15 protein-coding genes, 1 tRNA gene and 1 pseudogene are annotated in these 17,885 nt (G+C 70.7%); 9 read left to right on the forward strand and 8 right to left on the reverse strand.

Annotated features, from left to right (window positions below; translation table 11 throughout):
* The first annotated feature begins 184 nt into the window (after nucleotides 1-184).
* Nucleotides 185-784 (forward strand): ATP-binding protein, encoded by a 600-nt coding sequence (locus tag OG927_RS16665; protein ID WP_124281834.1) that lies wholly within the window; start codon nucleotides 185-187, stop codon nucleotides 782-784.
* Between the two features lie 57 nt (nucleotides 785-841).
* Here OG927_RS16665 and OG927_RS16670 read toward each other — a convergent pair whose 3' ends face one another.
* Nucleotides 842-2,305: an aminopeptidase P family protein gene (locus OG927_RS16670; protein ID WP_056793101.1), complete on the reverse strand. Its 1,464-nt coding sequence runs from the start codon at nucleotides 2,303-2,305 to the stop codon at nucleotides 842-844.
* Between the two features lie 99 nt (nucleotides 2,306-2,404).
* A complete protein-coding gene (locus OG927_RS16675) occupies nucleotides 2,405-3,772 on the reverse strand; it encodes a PP2C family protein-serine/threonine phosphatase (protein WP_330320378.1) in 1,368 nt (455 codons plus the stop codon).
* Nucleotides 3,773-4,415: 643 nt separating this feature from the next.
* Here OG927_RS16675 and OG927_RS16680 point away from each other — a divergent pair.
* A complete protein-coding gene (locus tag OG927_RS16680; RefSeq protein ID WP_056793567.1) occupies nucleotides 4,416-5,099 on the forward strand; it encodes a bifunctional DNA primase/polymerase in 684 nt (227 codons plus the stop codon).
* 619 nt (nucleotides 5,100-5,718) lie between these two features.
* Here OG927_RS16680 and OG927_RS16685 read toward each other — a convergent pair.
* From OG927_RS16685 to OG927_RS16695, 3 genes are all read right to left on the reverse strand, one after another.
* Complete coding sequence (locus OG927_RS16685; protein WP_330320379.1) at nucleotides 5,719-6,684, reverse strand: DUF5926 family protein; 966 nt, start codon at nucleotides 6,682-6,684, stop codon at nucleotides 5,719-5,721.
* Between the two features lie 127 nt (nucleotides 6,685-6,811).
* Nucleotides 6,812-7,405: an ATP-binding protein gene (locus tag OG927_RS16690; protein WP_241191833.1), complete on the reverse strand. Its 594-nt coding sequence runs from the start codon at nucleotides 7,403-7,405 to the stop codon at nucleotides 6,812-6,814.
* A gap of 140 nt (nucleotides 7,406-7,545) precedes the next feature.
* Nucleotides 7,546-8,376 (reverse strand): glycerophosphodiester phosphodiesterase, encoded by an 831-nt coding sequence (locus OG927_RS16695; RefSeq protein WP_056793098.1) that lies wholly within the window; start codon nucleotides 8,374-8,376, stop codon nucleotides 7,546-7,548.
* Between the two features lie 198 nt (nucleotides 8,377-8,574).
* Here OG927_RS16695 and OG927_RS16700 point away from each other — a divergent pair, with 198 nt between their 5' ends.
* Nucleotides 8,575-10,071, forward strand: coding sequence for a S1C family serine protease (locus OG927_RS16700; RefSeq protein ID WP_330320380.1), 1,497 nt, complete (start codon nucleotides 8,575-8,577; stop codon nucleotides 10,069-10,071).
* Between the two features lie 59 nt (nucleotides 10,072-10,130).
* Nucleotides 10,131-10,217 (forward strand) — tRNA-Ser (locus tag OG927_RS16705).
* Between the two features lie 385 nt (nucleotides 10,218-10,602).
* Here the strand turns inward: OG927_RS16705 and OG927_RS16710 are convergent.
* A pseudogene (locus tag OG927_RS16710) lies at nucleotides 10,603-10,677 on the reverse strand (UTRA domain-containing protein); the annotation flags it as partial.
* A gap of 192 nt (nucleotides 10,678-10,869) precedes the next feature.
* Nucleotides 10,870-12,084, reverse strand: coding sequence for an amidohydrolase family protein (locus OG927_RS16715; RefSeq protein WP_330321324.1), 1,215 nt, complete (start codon nucleotides 12,082-12,084; stop codon nucleotides 10,870-10,872).
* Between the two features lie 101 nt (nucleotides 12,085-12,185).
* Between OG927_RS16715 and OG927_RS16720 the strand changes: the two genes are divergently transcribed.
* Nucleotides 12,186-12,650, forward strand: a complete 465-nt coding sequence (locus tag OG927_RS16720) for a MarR family winged helix-turn-helix transcriptional regulator (RefSeq protein ID WP_031090228.1) — start codon at nucleotides 12,186-12,188, stop codon at nucleotides 12,648-12,650.
* A gap of 773 nt (nucleotides 12,651-13,423) precedes the next feature.
* Nucleotides 13,424-13,714 carry a hypothetical protein gene (locus OG927_RS16725; RefSeq protein WP_330320381.1) on the forward strand — a complete coding sequence of 97 codons (291 nt, stop codon included), beginning with the start codon at nucleotides 13,424-13,426 and terminating at the stop codon, nucleotides 13,712-13,714.
* 61 nt (nucleotides 13,715-13,775) lie between these two features.
* Here the strand turns inward: OG927_RS16725 and OG927_RS16730 are convergent, their stop codons facing one another.
* Nucleotides 13,776-14,651, reverse strand: a complete 876-nt coding sequence (locus tag OG927_RS16730) for a bifunctional DNA primase/polymerase (RefSeq protein WP_056793093.1) — start codon at nucleotides 14,649-14,651, stop codon at nucleotides 13,776-13,778.
* Nucleotides 14,652-14,955: 304 nt separating this feature from the next.
* Here OG927_RS16730 and OG927_RS16735 point away from each other — a divergent pair, with 304 nt between their 5' ends.
* From OG927_RS16735 to OG927_RS16745, 3 genes are all read left to right on the forward strand, one after another.
* On the forward strand, nucleotides 14,956-15,267 hold the full coding sequence (locus tag OG927_RS16735; RefSeq protein WP_056793092.1) for a hypothetical protein: 312 nt from the start codon (nucleotides 14,956-14,958) through the stop codon (nucleotides 15,265-15,267).
* Between the two features lie 240 nt (nucleotides 15,268-15,507).
* Nucleotides 15,508-16,062 carry a SigE family RNA polymerase sigma factor gene (locus tag OG927_RS16740; RefSeq protein ID WP_056793091.1) on the forward strand — a complete coding sequence of 185 codons (555 nt, stop codon included), beginning with the start codon at nucleotides 15,508-15,510 and terminating at the stop codon, nucleotides 16,060-16,062.
* Nucleotides 16,063-16,199: 137 nt separating this feature from the next.
* Nucleotides 16,200-17,846, forward strand: coding sequence for a long-chain fatty acid--CoA ligase (locus tag OG927_RS16745; protein ID WP_056793090.1), 1,647 nt, complete (start codon nucleotides 16,200-16,202; stop codon nucleotides 17,844-17,846).
* Nucleotides 17,847-17,885 lie beyond the last annotated feature (39 nt).

Raw genomic sequence — 17,885 nt, forward strand, 5'->3', positions numbered from 1 at the left:
CCCCATCGGGGGGTGTTGCGCCTGTTCGGGGGTGCTCCGCGACCCGGCCGGGGGCCGGGAACGCACCGGTATGCGGAACATTCGCCTCCGCCGAATGCGCGCTGTCACAGCGAATCCGTGCTTACGAACCGCTGTGCGCGGCAATACGTATCGGTATGTCGAGCCGCAGCCAGGAGGCTGGAGCATGAGCATGTGGTGGTCACTCCATTTGCGGCGCGAAGCTGCGAGCGTTCCGCTCGCCCGTCGTTTTCTGCTCGGCACCATGGAGACCGCGGGGGTCGATCCCGACATCTCCTACGACCTCTCCGTCGCCCTCAGCGAAGCCTGTGCGAACGCCGTCGAACACGGCGGGGCGCCGGGGGACGCGGAGGCCGCCGGTGACGTCGTCGGCCCCGGCCGCGCCGAGTACCCGCCGACCGGGGGTGACTGCGGCCAGTACCGGGTCACCGCTTATCTGGACGGCGAGAAGTGCCGTATCGAAGTCGCCGACTCGGGGCCCGGTTTCCCCGCACGGCGCAAGCTTCGCACCGCAGCACATCCATCCCACGGGAATCCGTCGGAACCGCAGCAGCCGATGGTCCGTACGCCGTCCGCGCACGCGGGCGGCGGCGGCGGCGGAGCCGCGGGACATCTCTCCGCCATGGCGGAGAGCGGCCGGGGACTCGGGCTGATCGAGGAGCTCGCCGACCATGTCCACTTCGGCAACCGCCCGGGCCGGGGCGCGGTGGTCAGCTTCGACAAGGTCCTGAAATGGCGGGAGGGCGCGCTGCTCATGGTGTCCTGAGCAGCGCGCCCTCCGGCGTTCACGGCGCGGCCGTGCGCATCGGCCGCGTCAGCGGCTTCAGCCCTTGAGCCGGGCCATCCACGCCTCGACCTCGTCGGACCGGCGCGGCAGGGTGTCGGAGAGGTTCCGGTTGCCGTCCTCGGTGACCAGGATGTCGTCCTCGATGCGCACGCCGATGCCCCGGTACTCCTCGGGCACGGTCAGGTCGTCGGCCTGGAAGTACAGCCCGGGTTCGACGGTGAGGCACACCCCCGGCTCCAGGATGCCGTCGACGTACGACTCGGTGCGGGCCGCCGCACAGTCGTGGACGTCCATGCCGAGCATGTGGCCGGTGCCGTGCAGGGTCCAGCGGCGCTGCAGACCCAGCTCCAGGACCTTCTCCACGGACAGGTCGCCCAGCAGGCCCCACTCGACGAGCTTCTCGGCGAGCACGCGCTGCGCCGCGTCGTGGAAGTCGCGGAAGGCGGCGCCCGGCTTCACGGCGGCGATGCCCGCCTCCTGGGCCTCGTACACCGCGTCGTAGATCTTCCGCTGGAGCGGGGTGAACGAGCCGTTGATCGGGAGCGTCCGGGTCACGTCGGCGGTGTAGAGCTCGTCGGTCTCCACGCCCGCGTCGAGCAGCAGGAGGTCGCCCGCGCGGACCGCACCGTCGTTGCGGACCCAGTGCAGTGTCGTGGCGTGCGCGCCGGCGGCGCAGATCGACCCGTAGCCGATGTCGTTGCCGTCGACCCGGGCGCGCAGGAAGAAGGTGCCCTCGATGTAGCGCTCGCTCGTGGCCTCGGCCTTGTCGAGGACCTTCACGACGTCCTCGAAGCCGCGGGCAGTGGCGTCGCAGGCCTTCTTCAGCTCGGCGATCTCGAAGGCGTCCTTGACCACACGGGCCTCGGAGAGGAAGACGCGCAGTTCCTCGTCGCGCTCCGCGGTGACCTTGTCGGTCAGGGCCGCTTCGATGCCCGCGTCGTGACCGCGGACGTTGCGCACCGGGCCGGTGGCCTCGGTGAGGGCGGCCGGGAGTTCACGGACGTCCTTCGCCGGGATGCCCAGCAGCTGTTCGGCCTCGCCGAGGGAGCTGCGGCGGCCGACCCAGAGCTCGCCCTGGCCGTCGAGCCAGAACTCGCCGTTCGCGCGGTCGGAACGGGGCAGCAGGTACACGGTCGCGTCGTGACCGGCGCCCGTCGGTTCGAGTACCAGGACGCCGTCCTGGGTGCGGTCGCCGGTGAGGTAGGCGTACTCGGTGGAGGGGCGGAAGGCGTACTCGGTGTCGTTGGAACGGGTCTTCAGGTTGCCCGCCGGGACGACGAGCCGCTCACCGGGGAAGCGCGCGGAGAGCGCGGCTCGGCGGGCGGCGGTGTGCTCGGCCTGGGCGATCGGCTCCAGACCGTGCAGCGTGGTGTCGGCCCAGCCGGACTTCATGCTCTCGGCGAGCTCATCGGAAATGCCCGGGTACAGGCCGTTCTTCCGCTGCTTGACCGGCTCTGCTTCGGTGGCTTCCGGGGTCTCCGGGGTGAGCTCCTCAGACACGATTTGTCTCTCCTTATACGACACTGGACCCCCTCCATCGTACGGGCGTACGGAAGGGGGCCCAGGGTCGGAAGACCTCTTACAGGTCCGGGGCGGCCGTCAGTCGAAGCGCGCGGCCAGAATCACCACGTCCTCGGTGCTGTCGCTCGTCGGTCCGCCGGGCAGGACCGTCCGCAGGACGTGGTCCGCCACGGCTCCGGGGTCCTGGCGCAGGGCTCTCGGCACAGCCGCCGCCGCCGCGTGCAGCCGTGCGAACGCCCGGTCCATGGAGTCGCTGGTGCGACGCAGCAGCCCGTCCGTGTAGAACAGCACGGTCTCGCCGGGGCCGGGGGAGAACTCCACGCTCGGTGCCTCCCAGCAGGAGAGCATGCCCAGCGGGGCGGAGAGCGTCGTCTCCACGAACTCGGTGCGCCGGTCGCCGGTCACCAGCGGAGGGGTGTGCCCGGCCCCGGCGAACAGGACCGAACGGCGGTCGGGTTCGCAGTAGGCGTAGAGCGCGGTGGCCGCGCCGGCCGGTTCGGTCAGCGTCACCAGCAGTTCGAGATCGGAGAGCACGGCGACGGGGTCCTCGCCCTCCATGACGGCGTAGGCCCGCAGTCCGGCGCGGAGCCGGCCCATGGCGGCGAGGGCGCGTGGGCCGCGACCGCCGACCGAGCCGACTGCCAGGCCGAGCGCACGGTCCGGGAGGGGCAGCGCGTCGTACCAGTCGCCGCCGCCCGTGGGGGTGGTCCGATGGCGGGCGGCGAGCCGCACTCCGGGCACCCGGGGCAGCACGCTGGGGAGGAGCTCCTCGGCGATGACGGCGGCGTCGGCCCTGGTGCGTTCCAGTTCCAGCAGCCGGAACAGGTGCGCCGTGGCGTAGCGGGTGTACAGGCCGGCCAGATGGCACTGCCGTTCCAGTGGCTCGGCCGGTTCGTCGTACAGCCAGACCGCCACGCCCAGCCGGCCGTCGGCTTCGGTGGCGAGGGGAAGTGCGTAACTGGCGGCGTAGCCGAGTCCGGTGGCGACTTCGCGGCAGCGGGGATCCAGGCCGGGGTCGCCGAGGATGTCGGGGCTGGCCAGTGGCCCGGTGGTGACCGGGAGGCCGTCGAGGAACCGGCCGTGGGGAGTGGCGCTGCGCGGCACGGTCTCGATGTGCCCGAGTTCCGCGTGGGCGAGCCCGAGGCCGATGGTCCGGGAGGGCCCGGCCCCGTCGGCCGGGTCGAGCACGAGGAGTCCGCGGCGGGCTCCGACCAGAGCGGCCCCGGCCCCCAGGGTCTCGTGCAGGGCGCTGTCGAGGGTGCGGGTCGCGGCCAGTCGCTCGGTGAGTTCGTGCAACGTGGTGAGGTCGGAGACCCAGCCCGCCAGCCGGTCCTGGAGGAACGCTCCCGGCGCGGCGGGCACAGCCCTCAGAGGCGCAGCAGTGTGCGTTGAAACGGGAACCATGGGATCGATTCCAGCCACTTTCGGCAGGTGTGGGGCGCTCATGGCTGCGGGCTTTCCAGCTGGTGCATCTCATTGAATAGCATCGCAAACCCCCATCTCGTTCTGCGTCGCTATCAGCGCATCCACGTGTACACGCACCCACATCTACACGCACAAGTAAGCTGATGTCCAGCATTGTCCCGACGGTATTTATGGTGTCCACGAGACTGCTAACTTGGCCAGAAAATGCACCCCCGTGCGGCTATTTGCGGTCGACTGGGTGTGCTCGACAGGGAGCTACCTCGGGGTGAAGTGCCGGAGGGAGCGTCATTCCGGGCATGCTGGGTACGTAATCGTGGATGGCCAGGGGCGGTTGTGATCGCCCCGGAACCCGACAGTGAGCCCGGGCGTCCTCACTCGTGACGGCCGCACCTCCACCCCGAGTGACGGGGTGTGCACCAGGGAAGGCAAGCGCGCCGCGCATGCCGCCCGCGCGATGTTCTGACCGGACTCGGTTCGGTTCAACTCCATTCGGCTCAGCTCCACTCTGTTCGGTCCCACACTGCTCGGCTCACGCTCGGCACCGACTACTCGTCCGTACCGCAGACCCGATGAGCACGCACGCGCGGCGAAGAGACGCACACGTGGTGTAACGAACACGTCTGTGATGTGGACCTCGGCGTTCAACGGAAAGGAACGAGCGCTCATGCGCGAGATCCTCGGAAGGCGACGCAGGCACCGGCTCCGACGCAAGGGCGGTTCCGCCCAGCTCGATGCGGCCCTGACCTGTGCCACCGCCTGGAAGTGGCCCGTACTCCCCGGAGTGGGACTGGCCGCGGCGGGTGCGCGCGGCGAACGCGGCCGCGGCTGTGCCTGCCCCGATCCCGAGTGCGCCGTCCCCGGCGCACATCCCTTCGATCCCGGACTCCTGGCGGCGACCACCGATGCGCGCATGGTGCGCTGGTGGTGGACCAACCGGCCCGCCGCCCCCGTCATGCTGGCGACGGGTGATCAGGCGCCCTGCGCGCTGAGCCTGCCGGCCGTGGCGGGCGCCCGGGCGCTGGCCGCGCTCGACGGTATGGGACTGCGCCTCGGTCCCGTGGTGGCGACCCCTACCCGGTGGTCGCTGCTGGTGGCCCCGTACACCCTGGAACGGCTCGGAGAGCTGCTGCACGCGAAGGACCGGGTGCCCAGCTCGCTGCGGTTCCACGGCGAGGGCGGCTATCTCGTCCTGCCTCCGTCCGAGGTGGGTACGGGGCAGGTGCGCTGGGAACGGGCACCGGCGGCCGGGCCGGCCGCACCCTGGCTCCCGGACGTGGAAGCGGTCCTGGACGCACTGGTCGAGGCGAGCAACAGCGCTCCGGACGGCGGAAGCCGGCTCACCTACTGAACCCTGGACGCCGCCACCGACGCAACGGCGTGGGTGGAAGCGGCGGGCGCGGAAACGGCAGGCGCGGAAACGTCGGGCGGCTCACCCTCGGGGTGTGGGTCCGCCCGAGTTCTGCTTCACGGGCCGATGGCACGGGTGCGTGGATGCTGCCGCGCGTGTATCCCGTGGTGCCGACGCGTCATGCCCGGTGTTCCGCCAAGGACTCGTACTTCTGTCCGAAAGCGAACGGCCCGTCCCTCGCGGACGAACGCGGTCCGGGGCGCACGCCGCCGGCGGACGCCACGGCGTGGACCGCGACTCACCCCGCGTGCAGAACCCACCCGGAGCACGGACCTGTCGCGAGGGCCGGTCGACGGGTGCGGAGGGCAGAAGCGGAAGGGGCCGGTGCCGCAGGTGCGCCGGTCCGTGTGTGCTCCGGCGTGCGCCCCGGCCGTCCGTGCCCGGAAACGAGGACGCCCGATCGCTGGCGACGGGGGATGCACCAGCGACCGGGCTTTCAGAACGGTAACAAGAGATCTGCCGTTAGCAAATTCGATCTCGCCTATTCGGACAGGGATTTACCGACGAGTACGGGGAGCTGTGACAGGAGTCACCGCATCCGTCCGGACTGTCGTCACCGTCAGCTGAGGGTGACCTGACGGTTGGTGAGCCCGCCGCGCGCCCTGCGCTCCTCGCCGGTGAGGGGGGCGTCCGAGGCGAGTGCCCCGGCAAGCGCCTCCGCGAACTGCGCCGCGGGCTTCTCGCACTCCTCGGCGCCCATCGTGCTCGGCAGGTCCCAGACCGGGACCATCAGCCCGTGTGCCCGGAAGGAACCGACCAGGCGGGTGTCCTCACCGAGCGAGGAGGCGCCCGCCGCGTGCAGCCGGGCGAGTGCGTCGAGGAGCTGCTCCTCGGGGTGCGGCATGACCCAGCGCAGGTGGTTCTTCTCCGGAGTCTCGCACCAGTAGGCGGCGTCCACGCCGGAGAGCAGGGTGGTCGGGATCGCGGCCGCGTTGGCGCGCTCCAGGGAGGCGGACACCTCGGCCGACGCGTTCTCCGCGTCCGGGACCCAGAACTCGAACCCGGAGTGCACGACCGGCTCGAACATGGCCCCGGGGTCGAGGACGTCCTGCAGACGGGGGCCGTCGGCGGGTACACGGCGGGCGGCGACCGGCGAACCCGGCTCCGCCTCCAGCGCGCGCAGCAGGGTGTCCGCCAGGTCGCGGCTGAGGTCACCGGACGAGGTGTCGTTCTGCAGGGCGAGGAGGACGGAACCGTCGTCGCGGCGCAGCGCCGGCCAGGCCATCGGGAGTACGGTCGCGAGCTTCACGGAGGGCACGCCCTCCGGCAGCCCGTCCTTCAGGGTCAGCTCGACCGTTGCGGCGGGGACCAGCTCGCGCAGGGCGATCCAGTCGCATTCGCCGGCCAGCCCCTCGAAGGGGCGCTGGACCAGCTCGGTGACGGCCTGGGCCGCGGCGCGGCCGTGACACGCCTTGTAGCGACGGCCCGATCCGCACGGGCAGGGCTCGCGGGCCCCGACGACCGGGATCTCACCATCCTTGAGCTGCTGCTTCCCGGCCTTGGACTGAGTGCGCTTCTTGGCCATGGTGGGCGTTCTCCCGTTTGCGACAGTGAGGTCTCGGCCGCGAGCCTAGCCGTCCCCGTCGCCACCGGGGCACACCTGCCGGTGTACCCACGCCGGTCCCGCTCCGCCGTGCCGTCCGCCGGGACGCTCAGCCCGCGTCGTCGAAGGCGTCGAGAACGTCGGCGAAGTCCAACTCGTCCAGTGGACCGCGTCCGTGCAGCCCGTGCAGCCCGTCCCGCTCGCGACGGCTGGACGCCGTACGGCCCAGGGGCTCGGCGCGTGTCGTGAACGCCTTGCGTCCGTGATCCGAGGCGACCAGGGCCCAGACGGTGACCTCGCCGGACGTGTCGTCCCGGACCCCCCACTTCTCCGCGAGGGCGCTGATGATGTTGAGCCCGCGTCCGCCGCGGGCGGTCACCGACGGTGTGGCCGGCACCGGCCTGGTCGGACCGCCGCCGTCCGTGACCTCGACGGTGAGGTCACCCGCTCTGTTCATGCGCCAGGCGGCGCGGATGTCGCCGTCACCGACTTCCGCGTGACGGCCCAGGGGTCTGCCGTGCCGGCAGGCGTTGCTGAGAAGTTCGGAAAGGATCAGTACAGCGTCGTCGACGACCGTGTCCGACACCCCGTTGCCGCGCAGCTCCTCACGCATGCAATGCCGTGCCTGCCCCACGCCCGCAGGGCCATGGGGTACGGCCATGCTCGACGACGTCGGCACTTCCTGTGCCACCACAAACGCCACCCCCGACACCTCCTTTGCCCCATGCCACGAATTGGATGCCCCCCCGGGCTTCACCGGAAACCGGCCATTGCCTTGTCAGTGATGCACTCGTAACGCTCGAACGCGGAATGAATGCGCCGGTGCACCCCCTGTAACTGATGTTAAGAGCGGCCTAGTTGCGCCAGCACCTGTTTGGGTCGGTTCGTGATGATTGCTTCCACGCCGAGGCGCACGCAGAGCTCGACGTCCTCCGGCTCGTTCACGGTCCAGACGTGCACCCGGTGACCCGCGCGGTGCAGGCGCTCGATGTGTCCGGGGTGATTGCGTACGATCCGCATCCCCGGGCCGGCGATCCTGGCCCCGGCGGGGAGCCGCCCGTCACGCAGCCGCGGTGAGACGAACTGCATCAGGAAGACCGTGGGCAGAGCGGGTGCGGCGGCCCGGATGCGGTAGAGCGACCGCGCGGAGAAGCTCATGACACGGACCGGGGACGCCTCGCCGGCCGGCGCGGGAGCGTCCAGTTCGAACCGCTTGAGGAGATGCAGCAGCCGTTCCTCGACCTGGCCGGCCCAGCGCGTGGGGTGCTTGGTCTCGATGGCCAGCTGGAGCGGCCGCCCGGTCGCCCGCACCTCGGTGACCAGCTCGAGGAGTCGTTCCAGGGTGAGCACGGACGTGAGCTCGCCCGGCAGCGGGTCCCAGTCGGGAGACTCCTCGCGGTCCTTCCAGGAGCCGAAGTCGAGTGCGGCGAGATCGGCGAGTTCCAGGGCGGAGACGGCCCCCCGGCCGTTGGACGTGCGGTTCACCCTGCGGTCGTGCACACAGACGAGCCGGCCGTCGGCGGTGAGGCGGACATCGCATTCCAGTGCGTCGGCACCGTCCTCGATCGCCTTCCGGTATGCGGCCAGGGTGTGCTCGGGGGCGTCGTCCGAGGCCCCGCGATGGGCGATGACCTGGATGGGAGGGCGTGCGGCGGGTAGGCGTGCGTGGGTCACCGCGCCATGGTGCCACCGTGACGCGGCGAGTGCCGACCCCTTACTGCGTAAGACCGTTTTGCCTGATGTAAAGATTGGTGTGCGGATGCACAGGTCCTGCTTACAGTGGCCTGACGTGCTGTGGGAAAAGCTGACCGCAGACACGTGCACAGCGGATCTCTTGCCGATTGCCGAGTGGAACCTGAGGAGTAAAGAGCTGTGAGCACCGAGAACGAGGGCAACGAGGGCACCGCGGGTCCGTCCGTACCGTCCGTTCCGTCCGCACCTCCCGTGCCGGCTGCCGCTCCCGAGGGCGCCCCGCAGGGAGGCCCGTCAGCGTCCGGGGCCGGCCCGTCCGTCCCCGCGGACGCGCCGACGGCCCAGGTTCCGGCCGCGACGCACCAGGACGGCCCCGACCCGTCCTTCCACTCGTACGACCAGCAGCCCTACCAGCCGCCGTCGCCTCCGCAGCAGCCCCCGGCCGCCTCGGCGGCCTGGCCGCCGCCCCCTCCCGCCGTCCCGTCGTGCGCGGACGGTGGCGGCACCCCGGTGTGGGGCGCCCCGGCGCCCGCGGCAGCCGAGCCGTCGCGCAGGCCCCGCGCGGGCGGCCTGGTCGCCGCCGTCGCGGTGGCGGCCCTCGTCGCCGGCGGGGTGGGCGGAGCGCTCGGCTTCTGGGCGGCCGACCGGAACGACTCCGGTTCCTCCTCGGGCTCGACCACGGTCGCGGCCTCCAACAGCCCGAAGGACTTCAAGCGCGCGGAGGGCACGGTCGCGGGCGTCGCGGCGAAGGCACTGCCCAGCGTCGTCACCATCGATGCCCAGTCCGGCGACGGTGAGGGCGGTACGGGCACCGGCTTCGTGTACGACAAGGAGGGCCACATCCTCACGAACAACCACGTGGTGGCCTCCGCGGCTGACAGCGGCCAGCTGACGGCGACGTTCTCCGACGGGAAGAAGTACGACGCCGAGGTGGTCGGCCGGGCCCAGGGCTACGACGTGGCCGTGCTGAAGCTCAAGAACCCTCCGAACGGACTGACACCGCTGCCGCTCGGCGATTCGGAGAGGGTCGCGGTGGGCGATTCCACCATCGCCATCGGTGCGCCGTTCGGTCTGTCCAACACGGTGACCACCGGCATCATCAGTGCGAAGAACCGCCCGGTCGCCTCCGGTGACGGTTCCAGCAACAAGAACTCGTACATGAGTGCCCTGCAGACCGACGCCTCGATCAACCCGGGCAACTCCGGCGGCCCGCTGCTGGACGCGGGCGGCGCGGTCATCGGCATCAACTCGGCCATCCAGTCCACCAGCGGGGGCGGCGCCGGCCAGTCCCAGGCGGGCTCCATCGGCCTCGGCTTCGCGATTCCGGTCAACCAGGCGAAGAACGTCGCCGAGCAGCTCATCAAGACCGGTGAGCCGGTCTACCCGGTGATCGGCGCGACGGTGACGATGGAGGAGAAGACCGGCGGCGCCGCGATCTCCGACCAGGGAGCGTCGGGTACCCCGGCCGTCACGCCGGACGGGCCCGCGGCCAAGGCGGGGTTGAAGGCGGGTGACGTGATCACGAAGTTCAACGACACCGTGGTCGAGAGCGGTCCGACCCTCATCGGTGAGATCTGGACCCACAAGCCGGGCGACAAGGTCACGCTCACCTACAAGCGCGACGGCCGGACGGCCACGGCCGAGCTCGTCCTGGGCGAGCGCAAGGGCGACAGCTGACCGGCTAGGCTGTCCTTCGCGTCGAGGCGGACCCGGCTGCCGGGTGGGCCACGATGCGGGGTGGGTTGCCCGAGCGGCCTAAGGGAACGGTCTTGAAAACCGTCGTCGCAGCGATGTGACCGTGGGTTCAAATCCCACACCCACCGCAGGCGAGAGGCCCCCGACCAGTACGTATGGTCGGGGGCCTTTGCCATGTCCGTATCCCGCCGGGCACCGCTGTTCCCCCTGTTTTCCCGCTCTGTCGGGCACGGAAGGGGCACGCGGGGGGCACGGCTTCCGGCATGTTCGCCGGTTCGTGGCGGCTCCCGTGGCGCTCACCGGAAGAGCTGCGGCAGAGGGCAGACTTCCAGCACCGCATCCGGTTGGTCCGCCCACCGCCACCAGATGTGACCTCCGCTGCACTTCCAGAGTGAACGGCACGCCCGCCCGCCACCCTCGCGGCCCACCAGCGTCAGCCCTGCGGTCTCCAGTACGTGACCACACTCCAGGCACGACACCGACTCGTCCACCTGCTCTGCCCCCACCCTCGAACTACCGACTGATCGGGATCTCGTAGACGATCTCGCAGCGTGCTGCGGGCACCACGATGTCCGCGGTCTCTACGGGGCCCTACCGCTCGATCGAGTGCCGGATCGGCACACACTCCACCTGCGTTGAGTCCTCCCCGTTTTTGGCACCAGTCGACGTCCCGGTGATCTATGAGGCGTGCGACTGCCCGTGCCACTCGACGCCCGACCGGGCCGAGCCCGTGGAGGTGACGGAGTTGTCGCCGAAAGGATCGCGTCCCAGGGACTGTGGTTATGCCGCCATTCGGGTACCGCGGCGCCAGACGGCACGAGTGTTGAGGGTGTCGCTGATGTTGCTGGTCGGGTCGCCGTCGACCAGTAGGAGGTCGGCGCGGAGGCCCTCGGCGATGCGGCCCCGGTCGCTCAGGCGGAAGCGGCGGGCCGTGGTCGCCGTGGCCGCGCGCAGGGCCCGTGCGGGTGTGAGGCCGGCTGTCACCAGGTATTGCAGTTCGTGGTGCAGGCTCGCTCCGTGTGCCAGGCCCCCGAAGAACGTCTCGGGCATGGAGACGTCGGTTCCGGCGAGCACGTCGACACCGGCAGTGTCCAGTGCGCGCACGGTGTCGTAAACGTCGTGGAGCTTGCCCTGCGGGTAGCGGTCATAGCTGGAGCGCAGGGTCCGGTCCCAGTCGGCGTCGAGGCGTGCGGCGACCCGGGGGTCGTCGGCGAGTTCGCTGCCGGTGATCCCCATCATCGAGGCGTTGAGAGTGATGCAGGGGATGACGAACATGCCCGCGTCCTTGATCAGGCTGATGATCTCGGCGGTGTGCGGCTGGTCCATGAACACGTGGGTGACGCCGTCGATGCCCGATTCGGCGGCCGTCCTGGTGGCCTCCACGGTCAGCGCGTGGGCCACGGTCAGGGCGCCGTACTTCTTGGCTTCGGCGACACCGGCGCGCACGGTGGCCCGGTCGAGCGTGGGCAGCCCGGGGTGACCCTCTACGCTGCCGTCGTCGATCATGAACTTGATGAAGTCGGACCCCCGGGCGAGGAGCTGCGGCACGAAGGCGGCGGCCTCTTCGGGTGTGGTGGAGAACGGCATCAGGGGCATGACCGGGGGAAGGTCCCACTTGGGCCGGAACCCTTCGGGCATCAGCTCACTCGGGTGACCGCCGGGCGGTGTGACGGCGAAGCCGGAGGAGCGCACGTCAGCCTGTGTGTCGTCGTCGGTGATGGCCCCCCGGTTCTCCCGGGTGTTCATCCCCTGCATCTCCAGTTCGGTCGTCACCCCGAACCGCAGGGCGAGCGCCAGGGAGCCCGGGGCGGAGTGGACGTGGGCGTCGATGAGTCCCGGCAGCAGTGTGGCGCCGCTGCCGTCGACGATCTCGCTGCCCTCGGGAGCGTCGCCACCGACGCGGGCGATCCTCCCGCCGTCGATGACCACGGTCCGCACGCCGACCGCCTTCTCCCCGTCGAAGATCTGCGCGTTGGTGATCGCGGTGAGCGCCATGGCGGTCCGCCTCTTTCCTGGCTCGTTCAAGATTTACATACCTGATGCTATGGACTTATTGAATGGTATGCAAATGTGCTGGCCGGGCCTAGACTCGGCACATGAGCAGCACCTCCTCCGAGCAGCCCCCCGACGACCGGACGCTGGATCAGATCGGTCCGGCGCTGTCCCGTCTGCGGCGACGCGCACCGGCAACGGGCAAGGATCTCTCCCGCAACCTCGTGCTCAACGTCATCGCCGACGCGCCGGGCGAGACGACCGTTGGCGGGCTTGCCGCCGAGATGGGCGTCGCGCAGCCGGTCGCCAGCCGGACCGTCGCCGCCTGCATAGCGGACGGGCTGCTGCGGCGGGCGGCATCCCAGTCCGACGGGCGCCGCACCGTGCTCGAACTCACCGAGCACGGCGAAGCCGAACGCAACCGCTTCGCCGTCGAACAGCGAGAAGCGTTCCTGGAGATCACTGTCGCCTGGTCACCGGAGGAGCGAACCCAGTTCGCACGGCTCCTGACGCGATACGGAGTCGACGCCACCGCCTGGTCCAGGAAACAGACCCCACGCCGCGATTGAACGGGCAGCGCCCCGAGACCGAGTCACGGCCAGGAACTCAGGTGCCGAAGCGCTGACGCCCTGACCAGTCTTGGCGCGCTCACAGGTTGAGGGGGCACGCAGCGGGCACGATGACGACGGCAATGGTTCCAGCGGGGCGGCTTCTACCCGTTTGACCTGCGAGGGGGTCCCAGAAGCCGCCCGGCCGCCAAAAGGTCTTGAAAACCGTCGTGGCAGCGATGTCACCGTGGGTTCAAATCCCACACCCACCGCAGGCGAGAGGCCCCCGACCAGTACGTATGGTCGGGGGCCTCTGCCATGCCCGTTCCCTCCGGTCACCGCTCGGCCCCGTGCCGTCCCGCCCTGTCGGGCGCGGGAGGGCACGCGGGGGTACGTCTGGGCGCCTCGGACATACGCGCGTCGGTCTCGTCGGAGCCACACGTCCCCACCGGTCGGGAAGCGGTGCGGATTGTCCGGAGCACGGCCAATTCCCCTGTCCTGCTGGGTTCTTTGCTCACTGCGCGGGGTGGTGAGGCGTTCCTGATGGGACGTGATGAACGCCGTGCACCGGTTCGGGCACTCGCACGCGAGCGTCAACACCGGACCCCACGCCCGGCAATGTGCGTGTCGATCCGGCGAAGCGGTGGGCTGCTCTCGAAGCCGTGGGCGACGTGCGGCCCGCAGCCGACCTCGTTCATGTTCCCGGACGTCCTCATCGTCTGCCGGGCACCATGGGAGCTCGTCATCCCGGCCGGCACGGGCAGTGCGGGCCGGGCCGCACTCGGGGAGGGTTCATGGATCTGACGGAGCGCATGGGGGAGGCCGTGGCCGCCCTGAAGGCCCCGTTGGGGCCGATCGACCGTGAGCAGGGCTGGACCGACGAGTTGCGGCGGGAGATCCAGGAGGAGATCTCGGTCAACCGCTCGATGCTGCGGCGCCACGGGTTGTGGAACGTGCGGCACGTGCGACTGCGCCTCGACGAGGTGTTGGACGCCGAGGGCGTGCGCCCCGGCCGCCTCCGTGATGTGGTCCTGGACGTGCAGGCCTTCGTCGCCGAGGCGCGCGAGGCGGCCCGTCCGCGATGAGGGTCCCGACGGCCGGCGGGGTCCTGCGGCCGGCGGGGCGGGGGCCCCGCGCGGCGTCGCGTCACGGGCGTTCCGTGGTCAGCCGGGCGGCTGAGGCGATGGCGGCGCGGGCCTCCTGTTCGGAGAGGCCCGTGCGGACCGCCGCGTCGGTGAGGGCGTCCGCCAAGGCGTCGCCGAAGCCGTGTTCGTAGGCGCGGCAGGCTGCCCAGAAGAGACGGGTGTTGCGCTGTCCCTCGTGGGCCGCGAGGACGAACTGGACCAGGCCCCGGCCCTGACCGGTCCGGGAGTGGCTGTCCGTGGCGTGGTGGGAGCGCTTGGGGGGTGTGAGCAGGCGCAGGAGGGTGCGGGGGCAGGCGGCGGGTGGGAGGTGGGCGGTGCCGGGAGCGAGCCGGTAGCTGCCGTGGGTGGTGACCGACCCCGGACCGACCAGGTAGCCGCCGGCTCCGCGGACGTCGATGCCCGGGGCCAGGCGGCTTGCCGAGTTGGGCACGGCGACGCCGGACGGACCTGTCAGCCAGAGGTGCCGACCGCCGCTGGGGGTGATCACCGTGACGGTGGCCGGGATGGTGAAGAGGTGCTGGAGGGCCAGCTGTTGGAGGGCGGCCACCGAGTCGTTGCCGTGGGTGGGGTCGATGTCCAGGTCGATGCCGATGAGGCGGTGGGGCGGCCGTCCGCAGGCGATGCCGTATCCGGTGGCACGAGGGGCGGCGGCGAAGAGGGCCCGGACGGCGGCGGGGTGGGTGGTGGCGTCGTGGACACCGTGACCGGGCAGCCCGCAGGCGCCCCGGCAGCGGGTGGGCGGCGTCTCGTCGTGGTGCGGGGAGCGCAGCGCCGGGAGCTTGTTGGCGGACAGCGGGAAGACGGGGAGCCCGCGCTCGGCGGCGGAGAGCGCATGGGCCAGGGCCAGGGTGGCGGTCTGCCGGTCGATGATGGCCATGGACCTATGTTCGCACAAGCGTTCGAAGATCGGGAGGGGGCGGGACGGGGAGCAGTGGTGGCGAATCGCTTCTTCCGTTGCTGCGCGGGGGCTGGGTGGCAGGAGACGGTCGGGAGGTCTGTCGAGTGCTTCTCACGCTTACGGGGGAATCGAGGATTACGTGCGGTTCTCCGCGGATTCGGTGGGCAGCTTGGTCTCGCGACACCGTGACCAGCACCGTCATGGCCGGCGCCGGGGCAGTCGGCCGCGTCGCTCCGGATCGGCCGCACCAAGTCGTACCTTTCGCTTCCTGGAGGAAATTGAGATGGCAAGCACCCGTACCGCTCGTGTCCTCGCCGCTGTCGCCGCCGTACCCCTTGCCGTGGCTCTGTCCGGCGGTGTCGCGGTGGCCGACAACGGCTCGTTCGCGAACGACGGATCGAACGCGGGGGTGGCGACGATCGGGTCCGGTGGTGTCGGGGGCGACAACTCCGGGAATTCGTCCACGTCGCAGCAGCAGGCCGTCGGCGAGGGCGCGTCGAACCAGAGCAATGTGGCTCAGGTGAGCGAATCGCCGTTCGCGATGATCGACCAGTCCACCTACGTCGTCGTGGTGAACTTCTCGCCGCTCTGGTGAGCCACCGGGCCGGCCGGTCCGGCGTGCGGGGTCCGTGCGGCGGCAGGCCCGGTCGCTGTCGCGCGGACCGCCGGCGGCGGGTGGTGGGCGGGGCCCGCTCTCGGGGTGGGACCCTGACGCGGGCCTGTGGGCCTCCACCTTCAGGAGGTGGAGCCCGCCCCACCCCTACAACCTGAGGCGGACGTCGCTTCGGGACCTGGGGCCGATCCCCCGGGCGGTGCCCGCTCCTAGCGTGGAGTCATGACCACGCCAGTCTGCACCGGCGCCTCCAGGGCGGTCGCTGCCACCGCCGGACACCGCCGCTACGCGTCGTTCTCGTCGTACGTACGGGCTCGGGGCCCCGTACTGCTGCGCACCGCGCGCTCCCTCACCGCGAACCCGAGCGATGCCGAGGATCTGCTGCAGACCGCCCTCACCAAGACATACGTCGCCTGGGAGCGGATCGAGGACCACCGGGCGCTCGACGGATACGTCCGCCGCGCCCTGGTGAACACGCGCACCTCACAGTGGCGCAAGCGCAAGGTCGACGAGTTCGCCTGCGAGGAACTGCCGGAGAAGGAAGCCCCACCCGCCCCCGACCCCGCCGAACAGCAGTCGCTGCACGACGCCATGTGGCGTGCCGTGCTGAAGCTCCCCGACCGGCAGCGGGCCATGGTCGTCCTGCGGTACTACGAGGATCTGAGCGAGGCCCAGACCGCCGAGGTCCTCGGCGTGTCCGTCGGTACGGTCAAGAGCGCCGTGTCGCGGGCGCTCGGAAAGCTCCGCGAGGACCCGGAGCTGCACCCGGTCCGCTGAGCCGCGCGGGCGTATGCCGTCACCCGATTCTGCGTGCCGACACCGATTCGTACTCCCGGAAGTAGTGACATACCGAGTGGTATGTGCGCAGAATCAGCGGAACCTTACTGCCGCGTAGCGCCCACCGGGAGGACGCCGTGCTGAGCACCATGCAGGACGTACCGCTGACTGTGACCCGCATCCTCACACATGGGATGACCATCCACGGGAAGTCACAGGTGACGACCTGGACCGGCGAGCCCGAGCCCCATCGTCGCAGTTTCGCCGAGATCGGCAGGCGGGCCACACAGCTGGCCAACGCCCTGCGCGACGAGCTGGGCGTCGACGGCGACCAGCGGGTCGCGACCCTCATGTGGAACAACGCCGAGCACGTCGAGGCGTATCTGGCGATCCCTTCCATGGGGGCCGTGCTGCACACGCTGAACCTCCGGCTGCCGGCCGAGCAACTGGTCTGGATCGTCGGCCACGCCGACGACAAGGTCGTCCTCGTCAACGGCTCGCTGCTGCCGCTGCTCGTGCCGCTGCTCCCCCACCTGCCCTCCATCGAGCACGTGGTCGTCTCCGGTCCGGGCGACCGCTCCGCGCTCGCGGGTATCGCCCCGCGGGTGCACGAGTACGAGGAGCTCCTCGCCGGCCGCCCCACCACGTACGACTGGCCCGAGCTGGACGAGCGCCGGGCCGCCGCCATGTGCTACACCTCCGGCACCACCGGGGACCCCAAGGGCGTCGTCTACTCCCACCGCTCCATCTACCTCCACTCGATGCAGGTCAACATGTCCGAGTCGATGGGGCTGACGGACAAGGACACGACCCTCGTCGTCGTCCCGCAGTTCCATGTGAACGCCTGGGGTCTGCCGCACTCGACGTTCATGACCGGCGTCAACATGCTCATGCCCGACCGCTTCCTGCAGCCGGCTCCGCTCGCCGACATGATCGAGCAGGAGAAGCCGACACATGCCGCGGCCGTACCCACGATCTGGCAGGGCCTGCTCGCCGAGGTCACCGCGAAGCCGCGCGACCTGACCTCGATGGCCCGCGTCACCATCGGCGGTGCCGCCTGTCCGCCCTCCCTGATGGAGGCCTACGACAAGCTCGGCGTCCGCCTCTGCCACGCCTGGGGCATGACCGAGACATCGCCGCTCGGGACCATGGCCAACCCGCCCGCCGGGCTGACCGACGAGGAGGAATGGCCCTACCGCATCACCCAGGGCCGCTTCCCGGCCGGCGTCGAGGCGCGGCTGGTCGGCCCGGGCGGCGAGCACCTGCCGTGGGACGGCGAGTCCGCGGGCGAGCTGGAGGTCCGCGGGCCCTGGATCGCCGGCGCGTACTACGGCGGCGCCGGTGGCGAGGACCTGCGCCCGGAGGACAAGTTCAGTGAGGACGGCTGGCTGAAGACCGGTGACGTCGGTGTCATCAGCGACGACGGTTTCCTCACGCTCACGGACCGGGCCAAGGACGTCATCAAGTCCGGCGGCGAGTGGATCTCCAGCGTCGAGCTGGAGAACGCCATCATGGCGCACCCGGATGTCGCCGAGGCCGCGGTCGTCGCCGTCCCGGACGAGAAGTGGGGTGAGCGCCCCCTCGCGACCGTCGTCCTGAAGGAGGGCGCCACGGCCGACCATGCGGCGCTCAGGACCTTCCTCGCCCAGTCCATCGCCAAGTGGCAGCTGCCGGAGCGCTGGACGGTCATCGAGGCCGTGCCCAAGACGAGCGTGGGCAAGTTCGACAAGAAGGTGATCCGCAAGCAGTACGCGAACGGCGAGCTGGACGTCACGCAGCTCTGACCCGGCCGTCGGCACGACGGGGGCGAGGGCGGTACGGGA

The sequence above is a fragment of the Streptomyces clavifer genome, assembly GCF_036345975.1.
In the GTDB taxonomy this organism is placed as follows: domain Bacteria; phylum Actinomycetota; class Actinomycetes; order Streptomycetales; family Streptomycetaceae; genus Streptomyces; species Streptomyces clavifer.

Excerpts from the sequence above, each read along its gene's own strand:
- OG927_RS16675 (WP_330320378.1), bottom strand. The coding sequence starts at position 3,772 with ATGAGCGCCCCACACCTGCCGAAAGTGGCTGGAATCGATCCCATGGTT.
- OG927_RS16735 (WP_056793092.1), top strand. The coding sequence starts at position 14,956 with ATGGCAAGCACCCGTACCGCTCGTGTCCTCGCCGCTGTCGCCGCCGTA.
- OG927_RS16685 (WP_330320379.1), bottom strand. The coding sequence starts at position 6,684 with ATGGCCAAGAAGCGCACTCAGTCCAAGGCCGGGAAGCAGCAGCTCAAG.
- OG927_RS16715 (WP_330321324.1), bottom strand. The coding sequence starts at position 12,084 with ATGGCGCTCACCGCGATCACCAACGCGCAGATCTTCGACGGGGAGAAG.
- OG927_RS16720 (WP_031090228.1), top strand. The coding sequence starts at position 12,186 with ATGAGCAGCACCTCCTCCGAGCAGCCCCCCGACGACCGGACGCTGGAT.
- OG927_RS16725 (WP_330320381.1), top strand. The coding sequence starts at position 13,424 with ATGGATCTGACGGAGCGCATGGGGGAGGCCGTGGCCGCCCTGAAGGCC.
- OG927_RS16740 (WP_056793091.1), top strand. The coding sequence starts at position 15,508 with ATGACCACGCCAGTCTGCACCGGCGCCTCCAGGGCGGTCGCTGCCACC.
- OG927_RS16665 (WP_124281834.1), top strand. The coding sequence starts at position 185 with ATGAGCATGTGGTGGTCACTCCATTTGCGGCGCGAAGCTGCGAGCGTT.
- OG927_RS16680 (WP_056793567.1), top strand. The coding sequence starts at position 4,416 with ATGCGCGAGATCCTCGGAAGGCGACGCAGGCACCGGCTCCGACGCAAG.
- OG927_RS16730 (WP_056793093.1), bottom strand. The coding sequence starts at position 14,651 with ATGGCCATCATCGACCGGCAGACCGCCACCCTGGCCCTGGCCCATGCG.